The 19,480-nt window shown below is 62.0% G+C and carries 21 protein-coding genes; 1 reads left to right on the top strand and 20 read right to left on the bottom strand.

Going from position 1 to position 19,480, the window contains the following annotated elements:
* Positions 1-90: 90 nt before the first annotated feature.
* The 6 genes from NKH83_RS21220 to NKH83_RS21195 all read right to left on the bottom strand — a co-directional run bounded on the left by NKH83_RS21220 (position 91) and on the right by NKH83_RS21195 (position 6,604).
* Positions 91-2,547 carry a phage tail protein gene (locus tag NKH83_RS21220; protein WP_352807218.1) on the bottom strand — a complete coding sequence of 819 codons (2,457 nt, stop codon included), beginning with the start codon at positions 2,545-2,547 and terminating at the stop codon, positions 91-93.
* Complete coding sequence (locus tag NKH83_RS21215; protein WP_352807217.1) at positions 2,544-3,146, bottom strand: phage connector family protein; 603 nt, start codon at positions 3,144-3,146, stop codon at positions 2,544-2,546. The genes NKH83_RS21220 and NKH83_RS21215 overlap by 4 nt, the downstream gene beginning before the upstream one ends.
* A 287-nt stretch (positions 3,147-3,433) precedes the next feature.
* Positions 3,434-3,685, bottom strand: coding sequence for a hypothetical protein (locus NKH83_RS21210; protein ID WP_352807214.1), 252 nt, complete (start codon positions 3,683-3,685; stop codon positions 3,434-3,436).
* Positions 3,686-3,893: 208 nt separating this feature from the next.
* Entirely contained in the window at positions 3,894-4,883 is a 990-nt protein-coding gene (locus NKH83_RS21205) for a Coat protein (RefSeq protein ID WP_352644941.1), read from the bottom strand.
* A 23-nt stretch (positions 4,884-4,906) separates the two neighbouring features.
* Complete coding sequence (locus tag NKH83_RS21200; protein WP_352807210.1) at positions 4,907-5,815, bottom strand: hypothetical protein; 909 nt, start codon at positions 5,813-5,815, stop codon at positions 4,907-4,909.
* Between the two features lie 216 nt (positions 5,816-6,031).
* On the bottom strand, positions 6,032-6,604 hold the full coding sequence (locus NKH83_RS21195) for a hypothetical protein (RefSeq protein WP_352807207.1): 573 nt from the start codon (positions 6,602-6,604) through the stop codon (positions 6,032-6,034).
* A 250-nt stretch (positions 6,605-6,854) separates the two neighbouring features.
* On the opposite strand from NKH83_RS21195, the gene NKH83_RS21190 reads away from it, so the two are divergent.
* Positions 6,855-7,169 (top strand): YMGG-like glycine zipper-containing protein, encoded by a 315-nt coding sequence (locus NKH83_RS21190; protein ID WP_352687421.1) that lies wholly within the window; start codon positions 6,855-6,857, stop codon positions 7,167-7,169.
* Positions 7,170-7,286: 117 nt separating this feature from the next.
* On the opposite strand, the gene NKH83_RS21185 is transcribed toward NKH83_RS21190, so the two are convergent.
* From NKH83_RS21185 to NKH83_RS21120, 14 genes are all read right to left on the bottom strand, one after another.
* Positions 7,287-7,601 carry a hypothetical protein gene (locus tag NKH83_RS21185; RefSeq protein WP_352807205.1) on the bottom strand — a complete coding sequence of 105 codons (315 nt, stop codon included), beginning with the start codon at positions 7,599-7,601 and terminating at the stop codon, positions 7,287-7,289.
* Positions 7,602-7,609: 8 nt separating this feature from the next.
* Positions 7,610-7,909, bottom strand: a complete 300-nt coding sequence (locus tag NKH83_RS21180; protein WP_164759187.1) for a DUF7716 domain-containing protein — start codon at positions 7,907-7,909, stop codon at positions 7,610-7,612.
* Between the two features lie 174 nt (positions 7,910-8,083).
* Entirely contained in the window at positions 8,084-8,272 is a 189-nt protein-coding gene (locus NKH83_RS21175) for a hypothetical protein (RefSeq protein ID WP_352475512.1), read from the bottom strand.
* A gap of 795 nt (positions 8,273-9,067) precedes the next feature.
* On the bottom strand, positions 9,068-9,496 hold the full coding sequence (locus NKH83_RS21170) for a hypothetical protein (RefSeq protein ID WP_352475513.1): 429 nt from the start codon (positions 9,494-9,496) through the stop codon (positions 9,068-9,070).
* Entirely contained in the window at positions 9,496-11,334 is a 1,839-nt protein-coding gene (locus NKH83_RS21165; protein ID WP_352807203.1) for a hypothetical protein, read from the bottom strand. Before NKH83_RS21165 ends, NKH83_RS21170 begins: the two co-directional genes overlap by 1 nt.
* A gap of 180 nt (positions 11,335-11,514) precedes the next feature.
* A complete protein-coding gene (locus tag NKH83_RS21160) occupies positions 11,515-11,985 on the bottom strand; it encodes a hypothetical protein (protein WP_352807201.1) in 471 nt (156 codons plus the stop codon).
* Between the two features lie 272 nt (positions 11,986-12,257).
* On the bottom strand, positions 12,258-12,578 hold the full coding sequence (locus NKH83_RS21155) for a Bbp19 family protein (protein ID WP_352509923.1): 321 nt from the start codon (positions 12,576-12,578) through the stop codon (positions 12,258-12,260).
* Positions 12,575-14,326, bottom strand: coding sequence for a portal protein (locus NKH83_RS21150; protein WP_352807197.1), 1,752 nt, complete (start codon positions 14,324-14,326; stop codon positions 12,575-12,577). The genes NKH83_RS21155 and NKH83_RS21150 overlap by 4 nt, the downstream gene beginning before the upstream one ends.
* A gap of 182 nt (positions 14,327-14,508) precedes the next feature.
* Positions 14,509-15,672, bottom strand: a complete 1,164-nt coding sequence (locus NKH83_RS21145) for an acyltransferase family protein (protein WP_352807194.1) — start codon at positions 15,670-15,672, stop codon at positions 14,509-14,511.
* A gap of 468 nt (positions 15,673-16,140) precedes the next feature.
* The gene (locus NKH83_RS21140) at positions 16,141-16,734 is read right to left on the bottom strand and encodes a hypothetical protein (RefSeq protein ID WP_352807191.1); all 594 of its coding nucleotides are present in this window, start codon (positions 16,732-16,734) and stop codon (positions 16,141-16,143) included.
* Positions 16,731-17,486 carry a phage terminase large subunit family protein gene (locus tag NKH83_RS21135; protein ID WP_352807188.1) on the bottom strand — a complete coding sequence of 252 codons (756 nt, stop codon included), beginning with the start codon at positions 17,484-17,486 and terminating at the stop codon, positions 16,731-16,733. Before NKH83_RS21135 ends, NKH83_RS21140 begins: the two co-directional genes overlap by 4 nt.
* A 277-nt stretch (positions 17,487-17,763) precedes the next feature.
* Positions 17,764-18,315, bottom strand: a complete 552-nt coding sequence (locus tag NKH83_RS21130) for a terminase large subunit domain-containing protein (RefSeq protein ID WP_352807185.1) — start codon at positions 18,313-18,315, stop codon at positions 17,764-17,766.
* Positions 18,316-18,394: 79 nt separating this feature from the next.
* Positions 18,395-18,793, bottom strand: coding sequence for a hypothetical protein (locus NKH83_RS21125; RefSeq protein WP_254819622.1), 399 nt, complete (start codon positions 18,791-18,793; stop codon positions 18,395-18,397).
* Between the two features lie 3 nt (positions 18,794-18,796).
* The gene (locus tag NKH83_RS21120) at positions 18,797-19,204 is read right to left on the bottom strand and encodes a hypothetical protein (RefSeq protein WP_352807182.1); all 408 of its coding nucleotides are present in this window, start codon (positions 19,202-19,204) and stop codon (positions 18,797-18,799) included.
* Positions 19,205-19,480 lie beyond the last annotated feature (276 nt).

The raw sequence follows: 19,480 nt of genomic DNA, 5'->3' as shown, positions 1-19,480 counted from the left end.
GAGCGCCGATAGGAGGCCGCGTCAGGACGAACCGCCCCCCTCGGTCGCCCTCGGCGACATCTCCCCTTCGAGAGGAGAGATCAGCAGTTCCTAAGGCTCGGCGTCGAACACCGGCGTCATCGCCCTGATCGTGCAGGGCGTCGGGCTGGTATGGCGAATGCGCACCCGCCCCTGCCCTTCCCAGCTATCGTCGATCGGCACCTCGACATTGCCGGTGAACAATTTCGCCATGCCGTCGGGTGCATTCACGGACGGGATGCGAACCTGCTCCCAGCGGCCGCGGATGAACGACTGGACCTGAAGCCCGGTTGTGTCGGTTTCCAGCAGCGAAAGAATGAGCTTGGCCACCTTCTTGCGCCGGCCGACGATCGATCCGTCGCGGCCGCCGACGTCGAGCTCCAGCGTGTTGGCTTCGGACTGGTAGCCGAGCCCGACCTGCCATTTGGCTGCCGTAGCCCCGCCGGGCAGCGAAACCGCGCCAGCCGCCACCGCAAGGCCCTTGTAGACCTTGCCATCGGCCAGGACGTCGACTGTTTCGCCGTTGAGATGACCAAGCCCTGAGACCGTGCCGACAGCGACGCCGTCATAGGTCAGGCCGCAGTCGACTTCGAATGCATCCCCGATCACGCCATACTCAAACGGCGCGGTCTTTATTTCGATATAGCGCCTGGTCACGCCGCCGATCGTGCGCTTGACGATCAGCCAGAGATCGTCGTTGCCGTCCTGGCCGGGCGTCACCACGGCGCTTTCGACAACAGCCCAGTTCGATCCAGCGAAGCTTCCGGCGATCTGGTGGATATGCATGCCGCGAACGTCTTGCGACGGCTGGTGCGTGTAGCCGCCGAGCTCGCCATCCCCGAGCGGAAACCACAGCAGCGGGTCGGGGTCGGTCTGGAAGGCGAGTTCGACGACGCCTTTCTTCGGAATGTGCTCCGATATCTGACCGACATCGTCGGAAGTGAAGCGGCCGGTGGCGTTTTGCGTCAGCTCGGCGATCGATTTGCGGGAGCGGGTCACATAGAGGAACGACTGCCCGGCATCGACGGGACGCAGCGGGGCACAACCGAAAGTCCGGGACCGGCGGTTCTTGAACGAGGACGGCGTCAGCGCCTCGTCGATGCCCGAGCCCGACAGGGCCCTCACCCCGACAAGCGTTCCGATGATCAGCGCACCGTCCGATTCCGCCACCCACGTAATGTCATTGGCCTGACCGCCACCTGCCTGCACGAATTCCAGCGCGTCGGTGTCTTTCTCACCGGTGGCGAAGTTGTCGAAATCGCCGGTTTGCGAGGCATAGACCGAGAATTTGCGGCTGAACGCCAGACGCTCCTCGTAAAGCGAACCGCTCTGGACATACTTGCCGGGCACGAACGTGCCGAAACGCCAGCGGATGATCGGGCTGAGATCGGGCAGAGCATGCCCGTACAACTGGACCGTGACCACCGTGGCGCTGGTCCGGGCAACGATCTTGACCCAGCGCCAGAAGCCATCCGCGCCAAGCAGACGAATGGCGCGGCCGACATCGCTGGTCTGGAAGCCGATGCCGTCGTTGATGCCGACGATCGAGGATGCCGAAAGATCGAACGGCGTTTGCGACGGCGCGTATTCGTGCAGGGCCAGTTCGGCGATAGCGGTTCCATCGCTGCCGCCACCTGAAAACAGTAGCTGATAATATTCATAGGCAACCGTATTGCTGAAGCCGTCAAAGAAGCGGGTTTCCGACTTGGACCAGCCGGTCTCTCCGTCCCGGCTGTCGAGCGTCGTCCAGTCGGTGCCGTTGTGCGAGGCCTGGAACTGCCACTGGGTTGGCGATGCCGTGTCTGAGTGATCATTCGTCGCTGTAATCCAGTAGGCGTCGACGGTCTTGGACCCGCCGCCGCCGAACTGGTAACGCAGATACCCACTGGGAAAGCCCGCTATGTTCTCCCCCTTCTGCTTGTCGCCATCGAACACCTGCCACACGTCGGATGAGCCGTTGCTGTTGCTGACCGTGCCGCTTGGCAGCGTATTCGAGGCCATGACCGGCATGGCGTTGCCGGTTGCGGCCGGTGTCAACGTCGTGGCGGTGGTGTTGATCTTGTCGTATGGGCCGTCGAGAAAGACGAAATCGGCGAGCGTCCAAGTCGTGTGCGCGGTGCGCGTCAGCACTTTGACCGGATGATCCTTGTGGGTGATCCACATCTGGTCTGCCGACTGGACGAATTGCAGGTCGAACAGATCGGCCTCGAGATAAGGCGAAACGACTTCGACCGTGCCGACACGCGCGCCATAGGCATAGACGCGGATGTAGAGATCGCCGAATTCGAGCGCATAGGCCTGGTCGGCCGAGAAGATGAACGGGATCAGCCGTGTCGCCTTTGACGGAGCCTTCACCTCAGCGCAAAAATACGTGCCGCCGCGCTTCCTGATGCCGCCATGCGGCAGCGTGACGAAGTTGGTGCATTTCGACAGCGCCGCCCGGTAAAGCTCGAGCGAGGCGCGAGCATGCAAGCGGGGAGAAATCTCGCCGCGGATGAAAGCGTCCTGGACCGGATAGAGCGTGGTCATCGGCCGACGAACCTGTTGTCGCCGCGCTGGAGAGCCCAGGAGGTTCTGGATAATCTGCCGCCGCGCTGGATAGCATTGGCCGAGTAGGCGGCATCCAGCGCCTTGTCATAGGCGCTGCGGGCGACGTCGATCATGCCGGCCTTGTGGGTCAAGGGATGCGCGATCTTGGCGGCGAGCGCCGCCACCATCACTTCGCTGAACAGCGCGTCCCAGTCGTTGGGGTCGGTCAGGTTGGCGACATAGCGGATGATGCGCGGGCCGGCCTGATCGGAATAGATCAGCCCAGCCTCCTGCCGCCATGAGAGCGGAACGCCGTCCGGCTCGCCATTCCCCGTCAGCGGCAAGGGCCGCAGGCAATCGGCGGGAAGCTCATAGGCAAAGTTCAGCGTGCCAGCACCGCTGCCGGTGTCGAAGCCGGCGACCGAGGTTGCCAGGATGGCGAAGACAAAGGCATGTTTGGTCAATTCGGCCTCGCGGGTCAGGTCGAAATGCAGATTGAGCAGGCGCGCCGCCTTGGCGTCCTGGTCGAGGCTGTCGATCGGTGCCTCGTCGAGCACGGCGAGCGCCATGTTGGCGATGTCGAGCGGGGTGATGGCCATAGCTCAGGCCTCCGGCTGTGTGGTTGGTCGGGGAAAACGGGGCATGGTGCCTCCACGGCAAAAAGCCGCTTCGAGGCGGCTGGGGATTTCTTGTGATTTTGGCTTGGGCAGATGTTGCACGTCTCGTGCATGAGGCCGTCACGCCACCAACCGCCCGTCAGGAAATGGCGTGGCAGACGCTTCGTCAGCCGTCTTTTTCCCATTCGAGCAAGAAAGACGGCAATGCTTGGGCTATTGCAGTTTCACGACACCGCCGCGCAACGCGGCGATGTCTTGCCTTGATTGTGTCAGCCGACGCGTGCGCTGGTCGCGATCCACTGCCCTGTTTCGGCTGACTTGACAAAGGCGCCTGATTTCACCCTTCCGGCACCTCCTGCCATAGCCAAGCCCTTGTCCAGGGCATCCTGAAGACTCGGCGTGTAGTAGGCGGTGTTTTGCAGACCGCTGAAGAAGTTTATGCGATGAACTTCCCCCTTCTTGCTCATGACAATCCCCGCTTTTCGGAGCACTTCCTGAACTGTTTTGTACTTCATGTTCATAGTTACCTCCCTTGCCGAGACAGTCAGCATCGCCCTTTCTTGTAACTGTTTGGTGCCGTCGATTGGCCAAAGGGCAACATGAATGTTGTAGCGAACCCCAAAATTCACATCACTCTGACGCAGCGCAGCGGGTGAACTTGGGATTCGCCACCGTGGCCGACCTGGCGTCCCGAAGGGGCGAGACGTCGGACGCCCGCCCCTTCGCCGATCAGGACTCGGTCGTCTTCAGCGCGATGAACGTCATGTGCTTGACGCTCGAGGCCGTGCGGTCCCAGTTTGCCGCCAGTGCCAACTCGACATCGGTGGCGAATTCGCCGGCCGAGGACGCGTCGAGAAAGCGGGTGCCCGGCACATGCGGCACGAAATGCCGGCGGCCGACCATTTCAGTGACGCCGCCGCCATGGCCCTGCCGCGGCTTGCGGTCGAACTCGAGCGGCCCGCCTTCGGTGTTTACCGGCAGCTCGTTCCACAGAATCGCCTTGTCCTTGAACATGAACGCGGTGTAGACGCCGCCGGCAACCGGAATGTCGTCATCGACGACGGCCCTCAGCCCCATGTAATAGGGGATCAGCGGCCCGCCCTGCTCGGACGACGGCACATAGTCGATGAGGTCGGCGAGTTTCAGTGCCTTCATCTGTTTCGAATGCATCCAGATCGTCTTGAACTTGTCGGCGCGGTCGCCCATCAGGTAGGCGGCCTCGATGATGTCGGTGTCGACGATGGAGGCGCCGGTGACGCGCACCAGGTCGCCACCGTCATTGGCGATGTTGTCGGCCAGCACGCCTTTCAGGATGCCGAGCAGCGTCAGCTTGTTGGCGCGCTGCCAGTAGTCGGTCTGGCGACGCACGATAAGCTTCTGCGGATCGTCGCCGGCAAGGATCGAGGTCAGGTCCGGGATGCCCCAGGCCTGCGCACGCACATTGCGGGCCGCGACTTCGCGGCGCGCGCCGATCTTCTTCATTTCGATCGAGTCGGCCGGGTCGTCGTTGACCGGCTCGGAGGGATCGTTGCCGAGGTCCTTCCAGCCGGGCATGTCGACGGAGCGCCCGCCGAGGCTGAGCTTCGAGGCGATCGACGGGTCGGAAAACAGGATCCCGGCCTGGTAAATCTCCAGCGACTGGACGTGCTCCTCGAACGAGTATTGCGCGTAGACGGACGGAACGATCGCGTCCGCGATACGGGTGTAGGCGTCTGCCATTTTTGTCTTCCTTCAGGTTTGGGTTAAAGAGGATTGTTGGGCATCCACAGGTCGGGGTTTTCGCCGGCCTCGCGTGCCAGCCGCCGGGCGCGGGCGGGATCGCTTTTGACCAGGGCCGAGATGCCAGTCAGGTTGCGCTCGCCGGCGGCATTGCGCTTGAAGGGGTTGCCTCCGCTCAAGGCAGCATTGCCGTCGATCGTGTCTTCGCGGAACATCGCCTCGCCGATAGCGTGGAACGCCTTGGCGATTTGCGGGTCGGTCAAGGCGCCGTCCGGCAGAAGGATGCCCTTCGCCTTGTAGGCATTGACCAGGCCGAGCTTCTTCATCGCCCGGTTGGCGACTTCGAGCTTCTGGCGAAAGCCATCGCTGCCGGTCGGTCCCCAATCCCGCACGAGGTCGTCATGCGTCGTCTCGACCGAGCGAGCAACGGCGATTTGCTGTGCCTTGGCCTGCTCGGCCATGTAGCCGACAAAGCGGTCGTGATAGGCCTGTGCGACCTTCGGGGTAGCACCTGCCTCGACCGCCCAGGCCTTGGACGCATTGGCGAGCTCGTCCGAATAGGCGAAGTTTTCGGGGAGCCCGTCGGGGCGCCGGTAGTCGACCTTCTCGGGCGAGGTCAGCGGACGCATCGCCTCGGGCAGCCGGGCATGGAACCTGTCCCAGTCTTCCGCGGCTGCATCGGCTGCCGGAACGCGCAGGCTCTCACCCTGCTGCCGCTCCAGCTCCGCATAGGAGGCGAAAACCCGATCGAGGCTTTCAGGCTTGGTCCAGCCCTTGGTTTCAGCGAGCTTGCGGTTGCCTTCGGAAAGACCGTCAAGCCAACTTTGGGCCGTAGGCGGGGCGGACCCGTTGTCCCCGTTGGCCGGTGGCCGTGCAAGGTTGCCCGCCGGTGGCGCCGCCACCACGGACCCGGCGTCTGCCAGATCTGTCATGAGAAGATTCCTTTGCTGAGAGTTTGAAGGCCGGTGATGAGAGCACCGGCGGTGAACTTGGTATCTCCCCCCTCGAGGGGGAGATGGCCGGCACGCCAGAGGGGGTAGCCGCGCGTGGAGCGCCGACCTCATCTGTCGCCGGGGGTCGCGCCCGGTCGAACCGACCCCCTCTGTCGCCTTCGGCGACATCTCCCCCTCAAGGAGGGAGATTGGCGCCTACGCATTGTCGCCCCAGTTCTCCCAGAGCAGCGCGACAGTGCCGGTCACGGCAATCGTGCCGTCGGCATCGATGTCGGTGCCGGTGGCAAACGCCAGGTTGAGATAGAGGTCGACCGGCGTCACGGTGCCGTCGAGCGTCAAGGCTGCGGCAACATCGGCAATCGACGCGCTCGACAGCGCAGCACCCGCGCCGTCCAGCGTGCGGCCGGTCGCGGCCAGCACATTGACCATGGTCAAGGCGAGCGCTGGGGTCGATGCGGCCGTCGAGCCGAGCGACCAGGTCAGCGCGGCATTGTCGTTGATGGTCGATGCTCGCGGCGTCAGCACGGCGAACTGCAATCTTGCCGTGCCGCCCTTGATCCGCACCTTGCCATCGAGAAAGTCAAAGAGCTTCTGGCTGGCATAGGCCAGTGCATCGGTGACCGGCACCGGCATGGCATTGAAGGAGAAGACGGAGCGGTAGGCGCCGCCCTGTCCGGTCGTCCTGACGGCAAGCCCCGCCTTGGGCGGGGCAAGGCCGGCTTCTCTGGCGGCGGCACGCGAAAGCGTCCGGGCAAGACCTCGGGTCATTTGGTTTCTCCATTTTTGGGATTTGAGGAAGAGTTAGCCGCTGCGTAGAAAAAGCAGATCGGGCACATGGGCCGTCAAAGATCAGTCTCGTTTGGGCATCGTCTTGCCGAGCCGTCGTCTCCGGCCGTCAGACAAAAACAACCATGTCTTATTTCGTGAGGCACGGTGCCTATGTTCCGCCGCAAATGCGACCCTACTTGGCAAAATCAGCCTGCGTATTAGTTCATAGACTTCAAGGGAGTATCAGACGATGACCGTATCCAGAGCCATTGCCGCCATGTTCGTAACCGCCGCGCTGGCAGGCTGCGCGCAGACCGAAGCACAGCAGAGAACCAGCACCGGTGCGCTGCTCGGCGCCGGCGCCGGTGCGCTCGCCGGCCAGGCCATAGGCGGCAACACCAAAAGCACGGTTATCGGCGCAGCCAGCGGCGCCCTGCTCGGTGCGGTCGTCGGCAACGCCACCACCCCGCAACCGCGCGGCGAACAGCTCTGCCGCTATCAGGATCGCTACGGCCGCATCTACACCGCGCCCTGCGACGACCGTTATTATAACGGTAATTATTGAGCGTAGCGAAAGCGCCGGCGACAGCCAATCTCCCCCCTCGTGGGGGAGATGTCCGGCAGGACAGCGGGGCGCCGTAGAGCGCCAGCCATAACAGCAATTCCAATCAATGCAGAACATTCAATCCACGAAATTTTCGTCCACGAACATCTCGGCAAATTTCTGGGGTGGGAGGGTTACACCATTGACGCGGGCGATCTCGAGATTCCTTGCCCACATATCCCGGATTGCTGCCGGCATTCCCTCGGGCATGTGCATAGAGTGGGCTATTGCGTCATGCCATTGTCCGTCGCCGCCATAGATAGATCGCAGTTTGGGGGCCATCCTTTTCAAGCCATCCTCCGACTCTTGAGAAAGTTCTCCGATCGCCCAGAGCACATAAACATCGAGCAGCCTAAGCAGCGGCTGTCCGTCATAACGTGGGTTAGTCAACATTTAACCTCTCACGCATCATAGGTGGCATAATAAATAACCCGTTCGCAGATGGCGGAAATGCTTGGCTTTTCTTTCTGCGATGCAACCAAAGCCTCGGTAATCTCGATCGCAAGGTTGATTTCGAGAAAGTATGCCAGGCCCTCTTTAGCTGCCTCGGGTGGTACCAACACCCCATCCTGCTGAGGCAAAACCATCGCGTCTGAATCCTCTGTCCAAGGCTCCGCCGCGTAGATTGTGGGCTCCGCTGCGTAGACCGGGTCCTCCTCGTCAAATTCCGACAACCGCCCAACGATATCCAGCAACTTCATTTTTTTCCCCATAGGGAAAATCCTCCTCGGCCATTCGGATGCAGTGTTTTCTGGAAGATACTCCCTCGATCATGTTGAGATCTAGGGACGAGTTGCATTACACCGGGTTCGTAAACTTGCACAATGATCGGCCGAAAGTGTCATGGCCTCCGCAAGGTCAGTGCTCCCCGCACCCTACCCATCCGCCGGTGCCGCTTTCTCCGGCGCCGCCTTAAGCAGAATCCCGATAGCTCGATTCCAGTAGCGCACCGCTTCAAAATGCCCTTGTCTGGTCAACCAGATCTTATTCTCCAAACTGACTGGATCGCCGATCTCAAACAGCTCCATGCCCTTGGGGCGCAAATATCTATTTTGGTCGGGCATTTTCAGTCCACCAACCGAGCAAATAGATCGGCGAGGTCACGCGCTATCGTCTCAGCGGATTGCCGATTCATACCTATGAATGGGATGCGTACGATTGGCATGGCCGCATCTTCAGTGTCGAAGCCATAGCCTTCACCTCCTCCGTCAGATGCGAATAAGAAGATGCCTGGCGCATATTTTTCAACCTCATATCCGCGGTTGAAGTCAGCCAGTTCTTCGGCTTTAAAAAAATAGTATAGTTATTGCCGATGAAACCTTCGCCTCCATTATGCTCTTTGAGGAAATCATGTAATCCTTGGCAGCACGACTCCCAACCGTGCGGACAGGCCGTCGACGACTGCGGATTCAGCCGGTGCGTCGAATGTCCCTCAGTTAAATATGTCCCATTGCTATCGTCCCAGGTCGCTCAGCAACTGGTTCCACCACGGCATACCCCTGTTGTCGGTGAACTGCCGCCAAACTTCACTGGATTGATTTCACGCACATCCACTACGGCGCGAACTATGGCAACAATAGCACTACCGACCGTCGTAGGGCTCAATCGTCGCTGACCGAATACCAAAGCGGTCGAGTAGATTCAGCACACGCTCTATATGACCACACGCAGATCGCCAGCAATGATAACATCGCCGAACCATCCTTCCATCTGGTAGGTGAGTTTGCTCACAACAGGGGGTGAACGCTTGTGTCCATGATGGTGCCACGGCCTATTCCGCCGGCGACATTGGGCTTTATGTAAAAATAGTCCACCATTCACCTAATGAGGATCAAAAAAATGAAAGCCCAACCTCATTGCTACTTACCATCGTAAGGCTCGATGACAGCAAACGGTATTCCCAATGATTCCAGCAAATCAAGAATGCGTTTCGAGATGACGAGGCGATAGTCCGCTGCGATCCCGAAATCGTCCCGGCCGGCCTTGCCATTCACTTTAAGCCAGACGAAGGGTGGAAGTTCCTGCCCAGGTTGATCCTCATGAAACTCTTCGGATGTTGTCACTTCGGCGTCGGCGAACGTCGCGCCTGAAAACCCCATCTTTTGCAGTGCGCGCTGGGTGTCTTCGGTGACGAGGTAACACGGGAACGTCGTAACGATCACATCGCCAAACCAGCCCTCTATAACGTAGTGAAGCTTGGTCACGATTGGCGGATGGACACTCGAGTCAAGAACGGTGTTTTCACCAAGTCCACCAGCGACGTTCGGCCATATGTAAAAATATTGCATCACTCACCTATTGGAGGATTGAACAGATGTCCGTATTGTTTGTCGATATAAGTCACGTAGTCCAGCACCTGCTGACGCGTTGGCTGGGGGTGCGACGCATAAAATTTATCCCATTCGAATCGGAAAACGATCTTGTGCAAAAGGTTATCTAATCCTTTTGGTATGCCGCGAAGATTTTGAAGAGAGTGCATCTCATCTTCAGCAACAAGGCTTGGATATCTGGTCCATATCTGTTGCTCTGCAGCGTGATGGACGACAACCTCTCCCTTTAGATTCGGGTTCGCATCAAGAAATGTTTTGCGGTAATTTTTTGAAAGAGCTTTGCCAAACGATGCTCCCGGATGCCTAATCTTAGAGGGGTCTCTGGCGATCGACTTTATTATCGCAAGAAGCTCAGCCTTGTCAGGCTTGACGCCGGTGCTCAAGAGGTAAGCGGCCTCTTTTGCTGCATTTATTGCACGAGACTCAACCTCGGTCGTCTGGCGAACCGCCGCTCCCTCAACGGCGAGTTCTGATGTGGCCCGCGACCCACTGGCCGTAAGCTCCTCTAACGGCTTGGCAAACTTGCCCGTCCCGCCGCGGACAATGGCCAGTCCTTTTGCAACGGCTTGGCCGAGTGACTCGAACGCCAGGCTGCCCTCTGCAGCTAATCCGGAGGCAGAAGTGACCGGCAGTTGACTGAGCGCGTCCAAAGGATCGTCGCGCAGATCCTGAAGAAACAGCCCAATGTCGTGCGGGGCTCGGCCTAGGCCTTCAAAACCTTCGGTGAGGTAGTTGCCGAAGTCCTCCGCGGCGAGTTCCAGTTTCGATTGAGGTTTCCTGCGGTTTGAAGGAGCAGGCGGTTGATTCTGCTTCCCGGCGATCACAGGTGCAACAACGGGCCTAGCCGGTTGGCTTTCGACCGATTGAGGAAGCCCGGCTTGGACGAGCTGTTGGGATAAGGCTGCTCGGACCTCTGGATCGGACGCCCCACCAACGAGGCTGTACAGGATGGTGTGCTTGTCCGCCTGTGGCACGCTCCCGTCTTTGAATGTCGTGGCGATGTTCTTGAGAACAGACCATGGGAAAGGTTGATAGTTCTCGATGCCCAATTGCTTTTGTGCTGCAACTGAAGCGGCGATTGCTCGGACATAAGTTCCTCGGTCGTAGGTGTCCGGCCCTCCTTCACGATTCCATGACTCGCTGTCGGGAGTGGTGATCTCGCTCCAGGCTGCGTCGACGCTCGGAAAGACCTTGCGAACGTATGCGGCAGGGTCCGTCCGTCTGGCGTCCAGCGTCTGAAGCGCGGCGGCGGCCGTGACGTGATACCGCGCCTGCTCCCCTTGGGAACCTGCAGGACCAGGTTCGGCATCGCGTAGCGCCGCATGGATTGCTTGGTTCGGCATGGTGCGCATGCCGAAGGCCTGACGACCAACATCAATCTTTCTGGCAAAATCCCCGTACTGCTTGCCGCCCTCCTCGACGCCATAGACAGCGATGAAGGCGTCCCGACCAGGCATCTTGCCGGAATAGGCGCCAGTCTGTGCGATGGCGCCCGGCGCGTTCTGCTCGGCGAGACCAATGTTGGTGCGAAACTCAACCTGCTGAGCAATGTTGGCCGCCTGCGCCTGTCGGATCAGCGCTGCCTGTTCCTGTTGCGGAAGGTCGTCCCTGAACGCCTGCGCCACCCTTTCATCAGGCGTCTGCTTGCCGACGCGATCACCCTTCGCTGCCGCCGCATTGGGCGCACCAAAGGCGCTGGAGCCGCCAACGACTTCGGTGGTGTCGTCCTTAGTTCGGTTTCCAGCCTGCGCGGCACCCAGCATCTCTGCAGCACGTTTCGGGTCCTGGGCGATCATCGCCTGGATCAGCGCCTTGGCCGTATTGCTGCGCCAGGCGACTTCCGCCGCTTGTCGGGCAAGCGGGTTGCGGAATTTGGCGATTAGGTCAAAGCCGTTCTGCCGGATCGCGTCGAAGTTCTCGGTGTCCTTCGGGTTGCTTTGCGCGATGGCACTGGTTGAGATGTTGTCGACCTTGGTCTACTCGGCCTGCTCATACTCGTCGCGCCGCTGAAGCTGCCTCGCCGCCATCCGTAGTGAGCCGGCCTCGCGCAATGCCTCCTTCTGCCTGGCGAAATTGGCGCGCTGGCTTTCGGGCATTTTCGGCAGGGCATCGGCGAACAGCGTGTCGAAAAGGCCGGTCTTGATCATCCGGCCGGTGCGCGGATCGACCTGGCCATACATCGTGTCATGCAGGCCGCTGCCGTCGGCCGGCGCATTCGCCACCACCTCGTCTTCCGCCTGCCCGATCTGGCCGTTGAACCGACGGCGCGCGAGGTCGGCGTCGAACGCCTCCTCCTGCTGCTTCTGCTGCTGGTAGCGTTCGGCGACGGCAGAGAGCTCGTCGCCAAAACCCTGCATCGCCCTGCCGACCGGCGATCCTTCGGGATAGGAGAGCACATTGCCGGCATCGAGCCGGCGCTGGGCAAGCTGGAGAGGTATGGTCGCCATCTATTTGTGTCCTGCCATGAGCGCGCCGGGGATCGTGGCGCGGCGCTGCCGCGCGCCGGCCCCGTGCCGCCGCCTTCGTCGGGTCATGAATTTTGGAGAGGTCGCCAATGAGAGTGTCGCCGGCACTGAAGATGCTGGCGGTCTGCGCCGTCGGCTAAATGGCCTCGGCAAAATATTGTCATTCCCTTATGAGTTGGCCGGGCTCGCGGACTCCCGCGAACGATCGGTCGGAGCAGGCCATGACTGTGGCAAGGCCGCCGGTCCTAAGCCCGCTACCCTTCCAACCGCGCCGCCTTCTCCAGCGCCGCCAGCTGCGCTTCGTCCAGCGTCAGGAACCCCATAATGTGCTGCACCACTTCGGCCCGCGCGTTGCTGAGCGCGCTGTGCAGCTCGAAGCCGTTCGGCGTCTTGGTCTTGGCCAGCCATTCACCGTAGGACGGGCGGCGGTAATAGCCGGTCGCAGCCGTCAGGTCGGCCAGCACCATCTCGCCGTCCTGGCCCGAGAATACCCTGAAATAGGCTTTGGCCAGCGCATCCCGCGCCTTGGCCGGGCCGCCGGCCTGGCTGGAATGGGCGAAGCGTTTGCCACTCATGCCCCGCCACCCTGTACGTCGCCACCCTGTACGCCGTTGCCCTGCGGCATCAGCCCGCCGAGCCCATCGAGCAGGCCGCTGTCGCGCGCCTGCACGGCCGCCGGTACGGCATCCCTGGCCAGCTTGCCGGCAGAAACGATCGAAGCCATGCCTGCTTGTGCGGTTTGAGCCTTGGCTCTGGCATCGCGGATGCCCGCCACTTCATCCTGGCGGCGGAAGATGCGTTGTGGGCTGCGGCCGGCGCCCTGCACGATCTTCAGCGCCTCGTCGCCGTCGATATTGTCCATGACGCCGGGGTCGAACTGCGCCATCTGCATGGCGGTGGTGACCACCTGGATGGTGTCGCGCGCTTCGGCCGAGCGGCGCAGCACGTCGAGCGGGCCGGTGAAGGTCGGCCGCAGCGCCTTGCCGGCAAGGCTCGCCGGCGGCAGGAAGCGGCTGTCTTCCTCGTAAAGTCCCTTGTCTTCCAGAATACCCAGCTCGCGGTCGAGATTCGAGGCAAAGCCGGCCTGGATAATCGAGCCGGAGGGGCCGAGCAGAGCACCCTTTTCCTCTTGCCGGATCAAGGCCTCGGTCGCCGTCATCTGCGGGTTCTGTACCAGCGTCTGGAACAGATTGACGAACATCATGTCGCGGATCTCCTCGGCCCGGCTGTCGGCGTAATTGAAGGCATAGGTCGGGTTCTGGCCGGTGGCGATCGGCGCGATCAGCGGCCGGCCGGCATCGTCGATCAGGCCGGGATAGTTCTCGCCGGGATTGAGCACCGGCACATAATCGAGCCTGGCCTTCGAGGCGGTCGCCGGATCGGTGATCTGCTGAAGTGCGCGCAGGCCGGAGCGCCGCACGGCGTTCTCTTCGCGCACCGTCGTCAATGCCTCGATGGTTGGCGAGATGCCGTAGGGATCGCCCTCATAGCGGCGCCAGTTGAAGCACGATACCGGGAAGGAGCGAAAACCGCTTTCCCTGACGATCGCCTCCTCGTCCTCGATCACATGATAGGACGCGAACGCGGTGTCGAGATACTGGTAGGAGCCGCTCAGGCTGTACATCTTGCGCTCGTCGCGCGGCTGGATGCACTGGATCAGCGAGATTTTTGTCTCGCATTTGGCGGGGTCGTCGACCAGAACTTTGATCCGCGCCGGCAGTCTGTCGTAGCCGAGCAATTGCGCCGCCTGTCTTGCGGTGCGCTCGTAGCGGCGGTGGAAGATATCGACCTGGCCCCAGCGGTTGCGCGAGAGATAGCCTTCGACCACCGGGATCGAGGCATAGCGGATCAGCGTGCTGCCAAAACCCTCCTCGGCATAGAGATAGGCCGGGCCGTAGCGCACGACATTGCGCAGGCAGGCTTGCGTTGCCGGCACGAAATTCGAATTGGCGGAGTAGCGCAGCGAAAACAGGAAATCGCGCAGCGCTTCCGCCCATTCCTTCTCCTCGTCGGTCTCATCGTCGTTGATGGCCGCGGTCGACAGACCGTGCCATTTCTCGGATTGTGGAATGATCAGGCTTTCCAGTCCCGCGGCCAGCCGGTTGGCAGCCGAGTTGATGGTATTGGCGTAGACACGCGCACCGCGCCGCTCCTGCCGCTCGGACTGCGAGTCCGCGCCGGCCTGCCGGCGGCCGCTCCACATGTCGGGCGCATCGGGATCGCAGAATTCGGACACCGCCTCCCAGACATGCTCGTACTGGCTGCGTTCGCTCTCCAGTTCTGCCTGTCGCGACAGAATATCGCGAGCACGGGAATCGATCATGGTCAGCCTCGCTTGATGGAATTGATTGAAAAAGAAAACGGCGGGCACGCCGAAGCCGCCGATCTCCCCACTTGAGGGGGAGATGTCCGGCAGGACAGAGAGGGGTCGTCTCGCGTGGATCGGCGACCCCCTCTGTCGCCTTCGGCGACATCTCCCCCTCAAGCGGGGAGATTGGAAGCGCCTTATTCCGCCGGCGTCGTCTCCAGCGCGGCTTTGCGCCCAAAGCGCTGCACCACGAAACGTCCCATCTTTTGGCCGGGCACTTCGATCAGCGTATAGGTGATCCAGGACAGCAGGCACACCGCCGGCAAGACGAGGACAACAACGATCGCGAAGCGCAGTGGCGCCGACAGCTCGTGGCCGAACTGGGTGATGACCAGAGCCGCGACCGGCTGGAGAACCAGCAGATGGATCAAATAGATGCTGAAGGAAAGCTCACCCATCACATGAAAGAACCTGTTGGCGAGCGTCATGGCGATCTTTCTGGCAACGGTGCCCATCATTCCGGGCAGCATCCGGTAGAGAACCAGCGCAAAGAAACCCACAACGAGCGCTTCCCGCATCAAAAGCTTGCTCAGCCCATAGCCGCCGCCGAACGGCAGCGCGGCCAGCAGCATAGCCAATGTCAGATGCACGAAAGGCCGCTTTTGCCTTTGATGGACGACGCCCGCCAGCAGCATCCCGCAGAGGAAAATCTGCATCTTCAGCGGCAGGAACGACGGCATCGGAAAATGCACCGACAATTGTCCCATCAAGAACACGATCGCGCTGCCGGTCGCCGCGACCAGCATGGCGCTCGATATCCAGTCAAGCCTGCGGACCAACAGCATAATCGCCGGGAACACTGCATAGAACTGCATCTCCAAGCCAAGGCTCCAGTCGGGCAGCGGCGTGCGATAGGCGAAATTCGGCACCAGGCCGAACAGGAACAGCAGATGGGCGCCGATGTTTTTCAAGCCGCTGTCGAGATAACGTTCGGGCGCCTGCGGCGACCGCAGCAGGAACTCGTCGATGACCATCCTGGACTGGTAGAGATAGGGGCCAAGCGCCAGGGCGGCGAACAGCATGACGTAGAACAGCGGCGCAATCCTGAAATAGCGGCGGGTCCAGAACTTCAGCCAGGTTTCCGGCCTTTGCCAGGGCTCCTTGTCCTGGCGCAGCTGGTAATGGAACACCATCAGGAAGCCGGACAGCATGATGAAGAGGTCGACGCCGAGATCCGGCTCGCCGAGAATAGGAATATGCCAGCCGGTCAACAGCAGGCAGTGTCCGATGAGCACCCAGATCGCGGCGAGCGCCCGAAGCCCGTCCAGGCATTCGATGCGCGATGACCGGGCTTCTGTCATGCCGGACTCCTCGATAGCCATGTTGCATTGCAGCATGGCTGCTGAGGAAGGAATGTCAACCGTGCCGAAGGAACACGAATTGCGCTCGGCTGTTACGGAAAACGCGGAAGCTGCCGATCTCCCCACTCGTGGGGGAGATGGCCGGCAGGCCAGAGAGGGGCGCGAAGGAACGCCAAGCTCAGTTTCGTTCCCACCGGAATGAGCCGATGGCGGCAATGCAAATTGATCACCAAGGCCGGCGGGACAGCGCCCCCCTCTGCCCTGCCGGGCATCTCCCCCACGAGTGGGGAGATTGGCAGCTTCACCGCTTCTTCACCAACCTTGCGTGCCGGCGCCAGTACCACCACGCCAGCACCCGGTTGCGGAACACTCTTCTCATGGCGCCCATGTCAAACCCCCAGCAGCACGCGGCGCGGGCCGGTCAGATCGCCGGGCGACAAATCGGTCTTCACGGTTCCTGCAGTGCCATCATTGGCCGCAAGCTGAGCCCGTAACGCGGCTTCGCGCGCCTGCACGTCCTTGTCGGCAATGGTCGGTGTCGGCGGCAACGGCTTCAGCGCCGGCGGCTTTTGAAAAAGGCACATGGTTTTCTCCGAAATGAGAGCTTCTTGTCCAGTCGTAGAGCAGAAAGTCCTCGCCGTTCCGGCCATAGCCCGGCAGGCGGCAGCGTTGCGTCGCGCCCAGCCTTGCAAGCCAGCGCAGCGCCAAACCGTTGGCGGCCAAGGCGCGGGCCTCGACCCGCCAGGCGCCGCGTGCCGCAACCTCCGGCCCGAGCACCGCGTGAAAGAACTCCGTAATAGCAGGCACGCAGCGCCGCATGCGGCGCGTGCCCCAACTCCAGGCGATCCACAATCCGCTGCGCTGCTCGGCAGCACCGAAGCCGGCCTCCGGATTGCCGTCGAGCTCGGCGACATAAGCAAAGCCCTGCAGCGACGTCAGCGCCAGCAAGGCCGGCGACCAGTTGTCCAATTGGCAGTCGATTTCGGCCCGATCCTCGGGGCGCAGATTGGCGGCGATGTAGGAGAGGTCGCGCAACGTGGCGGGAATGATGCGGAGGGTCACCTGAACAACCCCAGCGGATCGGCCTGCCCGGCCTTCCGCCGCGCCGCCTTGAATACCGCCGGATCGACCACCGCCTCCCGCAGCATCATCACGCCATAACGGGTCGCGGCCATCACATCGTCGCGCAGCTTCACCACCTGGCCGTCCCTGCGGTGATAGAGCCGGAACTCCTCGAACCAGGGCAGAAGCGTCGAGAACACCTTGAAGCGGCCGCTCTGCATGCGGTCCAGCATGTCCATCAGTCCGGCCTCGACCGAGACCGACCCGTCGGCGAACTGCGCATGGGTGGTGAGCATGTTCAGCCCATGTGCCGAATATTGCCTGGCAAGTGCGGTGCCGGCACCTTCCAGCGTCTCGCGGCGGCCGTCGCGCGGCCAGGCCCAGGGCAGCCATTCGCCCCACGGTTTCAGCGTCAGCGCCTGCATGGCGGGAGTCTGCTGCGAGGCACGGCAGGCCTTCGTGACATAGACGACATCGGCTTCCGTATCCCAGGTAAGCTCGACCGCGGCCGAGGGATGGTCCCAACCGAAATCGAGTGCGCCGAGCCGCGGCCAATAGCGCGGCAGCCGGAACGGCTCGCAGGCGATCAGCTCCTCGGCCACCGGAAAGATGCGGCCGGAGCCGAGCACCGGAATGCCCTTGGCCCGCGCCTCGCGCTCATGCGCCGGATAGGCGGCAATGATCTCGGCGCGCTGCTGCGGCGTGTAGTGCTCGGCGTCGTCGATGGTCATGAAGGTGACGTGACGGGTCATTGTTTTCACCCTCGCGGCATTGAATCATGGTGGCAGGTGGGACGTATGCTGCTGTTCGGTAAGATGTTTTCATGATGGCGGGACAGCGCCCCCCTCTGTCCTGCCGGACATCTCCCCCTCAAGGGGGGAGATGGCAGCTTCAGCGTCTCGCTTATCCGCAAGCATTGGAGATTGGCGAAAGCCAATGCGACATCCAATCTCCCCACTAGAGGGGGAGATGTCCGGCAGGACAGAGGGGGGCGCGAAGCAACGCGAGTTGCGCGATTTCGCAGCCCTGTCATCCCCTCCCCATCCCTCCCACCTGCTCCGCGGACAAAAACAGCAGCACCACGTCCGACATGCCGAGCAGCGGCGTGAAGGTGACGATGGTGATGCCGCCGGTGGCGTTGGTGCGGGTCAGCCCTTCGGAATAGATGTCGAGCGGCGGCTCCTCGTCGAACCAGACGCCGTGCAGCGTCTCGCCCTGCCACTTCTCGCGGCCCTTCTCGTAACTCTTGAACGACAGCACGGATTCGCCGGCCTGCACGTCGCCACCGCCGCCCCAGGCCACCACGACGCTGTCGAGCGCGCCCGGCGCCCGCCCCGCCATCGTGCTGAGGATCGCGTCGGCCGGGATCATACCGGTGCCCCACGCCGCCTGCTGCTGCGGCGGGCCGATCAGGATACGCTGCGGGTTGTCGCGCGTGCTTTCGCCGGTGACGCCGGCCGCCCACATCCGAACCGGACAATCGAAAACCTTGCCTTGCCACCAGTCGGGATAGCGGCCGGTGAGGTGTATCGCCCACTCGGCGCCGCCGGCCCTGGTCTTGCCGAGCTGGTTGCCGGCCATGAACAGGCGTTCGCGATTGGTCGCGCCGGCGGCGTGGAATTCGGCCTGTCGGGGATAGGGCCGATAGGCGGCAAGCTGGTTAGTGCGGCGCCTCCGGTCCAGCTCCGCCAGCAGGCTGAGATATTCCTTCCTTGCCGCCCGGCTGTGCGAGGCCTTTTTCGAGGCCCGGCTTCTCGAGGAACGGCCTAAGGACGGCTTCGAGGCCGCGGATGCGCTGCCTGATTTCGTCATCGCTCAATGCATCCAGATTGTTGATGTTGACACTAAGATCCTTGGGCAGCACCGACAGCACGAGCTTCAGATACTGGTCGGGCTTTTCGGCGCGCACCTCGGCGATGACGCCGGCGCCATGGGCGCGGAAATCGGCGCGGATCGCTTCGAGAAAGCCGTCGGCCAGCGTCTTCTTCGCCCGCCTGGTCTGCTTGCCGGGTGCTTGATCGTGCGGCTGCGGATCGCCGGCGGAAGGAGCTTTGGCCATGCCCTACTCCGCCGTCCCGGCGGAGATCGCCGGCTTCTTGTTGCCTGGCCGCACGATGCGCTTGCGCGGCTTCGCTTTCTTGGCGGCGCGCGCCGACTTCGGCTTCGGCGGCTGGCTTGCCGATTTCGCATCGGTCGTCGTGCCAGGCCGCAACGTACTGGCGTCGGGCAACGCATTCAGCCTTGCCCTTAGAATTGCCGCCGCCTTGCCGTCGAGTGCTCCCAACGGGAAGCCGAAACCGCCGACCGCGTCGCCGGGGCCGCCGCGCACCATGCCGATCCGCACGCCAGCGGCGACCTGCTCGAAGCGGCCATGCCGTGTATAGGGTGCGGCGCCGGCGAACTCGCCAATAGCGCTGACGACCTCTCGGCCGTCATCGTCGATGATGATGGTGGCGTAACGGTTGGACATGGTGCTTTTCCTGGGATGGGCGCACGTCGGCGCGTTAATTTGAGGATCCTCGAGGTCGCGTTCCGTCGCGCCCCCCTCTGTCCTGCCGGACATCTCCCCACAAGGAGGGAGATTGGCTGTCATCACCGCTTTCGCCAATTTTGCAGGATGCAAAAAAGGTGCTGTCGCCCAAGCTGCCAATCTCCCCACTAGAGGGGGAGATGTCCGGCAGGACAGAGGGGGGCGCTGTCCCGCCAACTTCACAGCCGGCAGCACGCACATCATTCGACTCGAACG

Source organism: Mesorhizobium sp. M0909 (assembly GCF_040319515.1).
GTDB lineage: Bacteria > Pseudomonadota > Alphaproteobacteria > Rhizobiales > Rhizobiaceae > Mesorhizobium.
The sequence above is the reverse complement of the archived record's forward strand: the minus strand, read 5'-3'. Positions and strand labels throughout refer to the sequence as shown.

Coding starts and splice junctions, on each gene's coding strand:
- NKH83_RS21220 (WP_352807218.1), bottom strand. CDS start 2,547: ATGACCACGCTCTATCCGGTCCAGGACGCTTTCATCCGCGGCGAGATT.
- NKH83_RS21215 (WP_352807217.1), bottom strand. CDS start 3,146: ATGGCCATCACCCCGCTCGACATCGCCAACATGGCGCTCGCCGTGCTC.
- NKH83_RS21210 (WP_352807214.1), bottom strand. CDS start 3,685: ATGAACATGAAGTACAAAACAGTTCAGGAAGTGCTCCGAAAAGCGGGG.
- NKH83_RS21205 (WP_352644941.1), bottom strand. CDS start 4,883: ATGGCAGACGCCTACACCCGTATCGCGGACGCGATCGTTCCGTCCGTC.
- NKH83_RS21200 (WP_352807210.1), bottom strand. CDS start 5,815: ATGACAGATCTGGCAGACGCCGGGTCCGTGGTGGCGGCGCCACCGGCG.
- NKH83_RS21195 (WP_352807207.1), bottom strand. CDS start 6,604: ATGACCCGAGGTCTTGCCCGGACGCTTTCGCGTGCCGCCGCCAGAGAA.
- NKH83_RS21190 (WP_352687421.1), top strand. CDS start 6,855: ATGACCGTATCCAGAGCCATTGCCGCCATGTTCGTAACCGCCGCGCTG.
- NKH83_RS21185 (WP_352807205.1), bottom strand. CDS start 7,601: ATGTTGACTAACCCACGTTATGACGGACAGCCGCTGCTTAGGCTGCTC.
- NKH83_RS21180 (WP_164759187.1), bottom strand. CDS start 7,909: ATGAAGTTGCTGGATATCGTTGGGCGGTTGTCGGAATTTGACGAGGAG.
- NKH83_RS21175 (WP_352475512.1), bottom strand. CDS start 8,272: ATGCCCGACCAAAATAGATATTTGCGCCCCAAGGGCATGGAGCTGTTT.
- NKH83_RS21170 (WP_352475513.1), bottom strand. CDS start 9,496: ATGCAATATTTTTACATATGGCCGAACGTCGCTGGTGGACTTGGTGAA.
- NKH83_RS21165 (WP_352807203.1), bottom strand. CDS start 11,334: ATGATCGCCCAGGACCCGAAACGTGCTGCAGAGATGCTGGGTGCCGCG.
- NKH83_RS21160 (WP_352807201.1), bottom strand. CDS start 11,985: ATGGCGACCATACCTCTCCAGCTTGCCCAGCGCCGGCTCGATGCCGGC.
- NKH83_RS21155 (WP_352509923.1), bottom strand. CDS start 12,578: ATGAGTGGCAAACGCTTCGCCCATTCCAGCCAGGCCGGCGGCCCGGCC.
- NKH83_RS21150 (WP_352807197.1), bottom strand. CDS start 14,326: ATGATCGATTCCCGTGCTCGCGATATTCTGTCGCGACAGGCAGAACTG.
- NKH83_RS21145 (WP_352807194.1), bottom strand. CDS start 15,672: ATGACAGAAGCCCGGTCATCGCGCATCGAATGCCTGGACGGGCTTCGG.
- NKH83_RS21135 (WP_352807188.1), bottom strand. CDS start 17,486: ATGACCCGTCACGTCACCTTCATGACCATCGACGACGCCGAGCACTAC.
- NKH83_RS21130 (WP_352807185.1), bottom strand. CDS start 18,315: ATGGCCGGCAACCAGCTCGGCAAGACCAGGGCCGGCGGCGCCGAGTGG.
- NKH83_RS21125 (WP_254819622.1), bottom strand. CDS start 18,793: ATGGCCAAAGCTCCTTCCGCCGGCGATCCGCAGCCGCACGATCAAGCA.
- NKH83_RS21120 (WP_352807182.1), bottom strand. CDS start 19,204: ATGTCCAACCGTTACGCCACCATCATCATCGACGATGACGGCCGAGAG.